Raw genomic sequence first — 3226 nt, forward strand, 5'->3', positions numbered from 1 at the left:
GAAAAACTGCTATGAGTTATCCAGAGAGTTATTTAAAAGTGTCATTGCTAAGTTTGTGACTGAGTTCGCACCATCGATGGAATCGCTACTACCAAAATTCATGCCATCCATCAATGCGTAAGTCCTAATCTCTCTAAAACTCTGGTCTTTTTTACCATATTGGTTTTCAAGAAATGTAAACCATGAACTAAAAATCATTTTATCTAACATGACACTCTCCCTAAAACATAGCTTTGATGTTGAATGTGCCTTCTTCCATACCGCGAGCGATTGGTTCACCGACTTTGCCCTGCGCAACTGCTATCTGCTCTGGCGTCACGTTGGCGTTAGCGTAGCCATCCATTTTCGGACTGAATAATGTCTCTGGTCTCAAATATGGACGCATTTTAAAATCGTGCCACCAAAGCGCGACTTGATTATCAACTGCGCGTTTAAACGCATCCACGTCATGCCCATCGGCAAAACGTGCGCGAATTAGCTCACGTGTCTTTTTACAGGTTGATTGATAGTTGCTGCCAGTTTTCTGGTTGAGGTGGTTGACAATCTCAGCATATGGGTAGCTTTTTTGATTCGCATCGTCGGGTTTGCCCGACAAAGATACTTCGTTAGAAGTATCTATATTATCTATATCTTCTTTCTTATCTCTTATATCTGTCGTTACGTTTTTGTTACTACCACGTTTCTGCTGAGTTACCTCCATGTTACATTGTAACGCCTTGGAATTTTTTTCATTCTTTTTATGATCCCTATACTTCCTTACTCTTGCTGCACTTTCTGATTCAGAGCCTATTAAATCGAGAACAGACGTAACTAAGAACTTACTCGGTTCAACTTCTTCAAGCAACCCCGCGCGGAGCATAAATTCAACCGTAACTTCAACATTATCTTCATCCTCATCCATAATTAAAGCCAATTCATTAGCAAAGGTTTTTTCTATTCCCTCAAATATGATGAACCCTTGATTCTTAATCGACAGAAGCATTATTTTCTGAAAAATTACTGTATAAGTATCACCGCCTGCGATTCTTCGTAGTTTTTTAATTTTTGGCTCGGAGAAAAAACCTTCTTTAAGCTTAAGCCAATAAAAGCGTTTATTTAACATACCAGACTCCTTTTGTTATTTATCGAGAATTGATCGGGTGGGTCGAAACGTTAACAAAAGAAAACGCCTGCAGTATTTCCCTAACGGGTATTGTATTCCTGCACGCCACCCGACAACCCACGAAATGAGAAGTCAAAGCTGCCAAAGTTAAATTGTTGACACCATTTGTCGCATGATTACGCTTTTGTTTACGGGTTTCGACTCCCGACACGAATGATTGTAGCAAGTCGAATTTATTAATCAAGGTCATAACTAATCCTTTTTAGCATTTTATTAATAATCACAAAAAACAAGCGCTTGCTTTGTGCTTCTTTTCAGCACATGCAAAATTTATAAAAATCACGTATTCCTTGAAACCCTAAAATTAGGGTAAACTGCTTCAACTCATTATTTTATGCAATGGAAAGCTCCATATGTCTCATATTCAACCAGAGCGATATAGCAAAGCAAACAACACCCAAACAGTTCATGCGCATCCAATTTTTATGCGACTTAATAATTCCATGGCTTCATCAATTTTAGATATAGGCAGTGGCGACGGGAAATTAACCTCTAAACTCAAGGGACTATACCCAGAATCTCAAGTTATTGGGATTGACATCTCTCAGGAAATGGTATCATATGCAAAAAAGAACTATGCAAATATTGATTTCATGCAAGCCGATGCTACAAAGCTTGCAACTATTGGTCAATTTGATTTGATCACATGCTTTAGTACCGCGCACTGGATTGAAGACCAATATGCTCTCTTTTCAAAAGTTAAACAAAACCTCAAAAATGGGGGTCGTTTCTTGGGCTTTCTTTATCCTGTTTGCAAAATTCAGCTAAGTGCATTACAACAAGTTATTGAACTTAAACGTTATTCTCAATACTTTTCAAGAGCTTTTGAATCACCATATTTCGATCATCAAGTTGAAACATATCAACAAATATTTGATGGTTTAAATTTTAAAATAAATCACCTAGCAAAATCTCCAACCGAATTTGTGCTCTACAAGAGTAAAAAAGACTTCACTGATTTTATAGGCGCTTGGCTACCTCATGTAAATAATATCCCAAATCATTTACGATGCGAGTTTCTTGATGAGTTTACTGACCTGTATATAAGGAATGTAACTAGTTTACATAAACATGCTTGCCCAGATAGTAAAGGATGCTTTAAGATACCCTTTAATAGGATCGAAATTGATATCATAAAGGAATATGAAACTATCACTAATTAATGACTTTGATTTAAAAAACATTGATGAAACCCAACATGGAAATATTTTATCGCTTAGGTATGCGAAATTGATTAAAGATATATTTGAACAACTGTTACCTAAAATGCCTTATAAATTCGAGTACATGACGATTAGAGTTGATTACGGCAACACTAGCATTTTTATTTCTAATACCCCAGCCAAAATTATTGTACCATATAACTTAACTAAAATATGGCGTATTGATCAATCATATGAGCAAATCATTGATGCAGGCAAGCCTTACTCATTTTTAAAAAGTAATGACACGGATTTATTTCAAACACTTCTTATTGAAAGATTTCAAATTTATAACTCTTTTGGGTTTTCTGTGTATGATGGAACTTTTAGGTTTACATACATTTTAGGATGTCATGCCAATAAAGCACACAGCACAGTCCAAAGCCATCAATTAGCCAAAATCAACTCTATAGTTGCAATGTGTATTCAACAATTAAAACCTCTTATTTTGGATCAAGACATAAGGCTTAAAAATAGTTGCCTAAAGCACCAAAACAGCTACTTAAAATACATTTTTAACAATTGTGAAGTTGATAATATAAACGTGCCAAAATTATCTGATGGAGAACTAACTTGCCTCCACCTTTATTCCAGAGGGTTAACCGTCACAGAAATATCAAAAACTACAGGTTATAAAACCTACACCATTAATAGTTATACCAAGTCAGCTCGCTCTTCACTTAATGCGCAAACTACAAATGAAGCAGTTAGAATAGCACGACAGCAGAACCTTATTATTTAAAGCAATCACCTAGGGGAGAATAATAGATGAATCTTAAACAAATAAAAACTCTAGCAATTTCAGGCTGTGGGGCAGGTATCGAATACTATGACTTCGCAATCTTTGCATACTTTACACCCA

The 3226-nt window shown here is 36.1% G+C and carries 4 protein-coding genes; 2 read left to right on the forward strand and 2 right to left on the reverse strand.

Annotated elements, in window-relative coordinates; genetic code table 11:
* Positions 1–9 precede the first annotated feature (9 nt).
* Entirely contained in the window at positions 10–210 is a 201-nt protein-coding gene (locus tag DNJ75_RS14475) for a hypothetical protein (RefSeq protein ID WP_117004144.1), read from the reverse strand.
* Positions 211–220: 10 nt separating this feature from the next.
* Entirely contained in the window at positions 221–1102 is an 882-nt protein-coding gene (locus DNJ75_RS14480) for a conserved phage C-terminal domain-containing protein (protein WP_117004145.1), read from the reverse strand.
* Positions 1103–1515: 413 nt separating this feature from the next.
* On the opposite strand from DNJ75_RS14480, the gene DNJ75_RS14485 reads away from it, so the two are divergent.
* Together DNJ75_RS14485 and DNJ75_RS14490 are read left to right on the forward strand one after the other, a co-directional pair.
* Entirely contained in the window at positions 1516–2325 is an 810-nt protein-coding gene (locus tag DNJ75_RS14485) for a class I SAM-dependent methyltransferase (RefSeq protein ID WP_117004146.1), read from the forward strand.
* A complete protein-coding gene (locus tag DNJ75_RS14490; protein WP_117004147.1) occupies positions 2306–3106 on the forward strand; it encodes a helix-turn-helix transcriptional regulator in 801 nt (266 codons plus the stop codon). Before DNJ75_RS14485 ends, DNJ75_RS14490 begins: the two co-directional genes overlap by 20 nt.
* The last annotated feature ends 120 nt before the right edge of the window (positions 3107–3226 follow it).

It is taken from the genome of Cysteiniphilum litorale (assembly GCF_003428165.1).
GTDB classification, from domain to species: Bacteria; Pseudomonadota; Gammaproteobacteria; order Francisellales; family Francisellaceae; genus Caedibacter; species Caedibacter litoralis.

What these genes read in the sequence shown, in the direction of transcription:
- DNJ75_RS14490 (WP_117004147.1), top strand. Translation starts at nt 2,306, where the DNA reads ATGAAACTATCACTAATTAATGACTTTGATTTAAAAAACATTGATGAA.
- DNJ75_RS14485 (WP_117004146.1), top strand. Translation starts at nt 1,516, where the DNA reads ATGTCTCATATTCAACCAGAGCGATATAGCAAAGCAAACAACACCCAA.
- DNJ75_RS14475 (WP_117004144.1), bottom strand. Translation starts at nt 210, where the DNA reads ATGTTAGATAAAATGATTTTTAGTTCATGGTTTACATTTCTTGAAAAC.
- DNJ75_RS14480 (WP_117004145.1), bottom strand. Translation starts at nt 1,102, where the DNA reads ATGTTAAATAAACGCTTTTATTGGCTTAAGCTTAAAGAAGGTTTTTTC.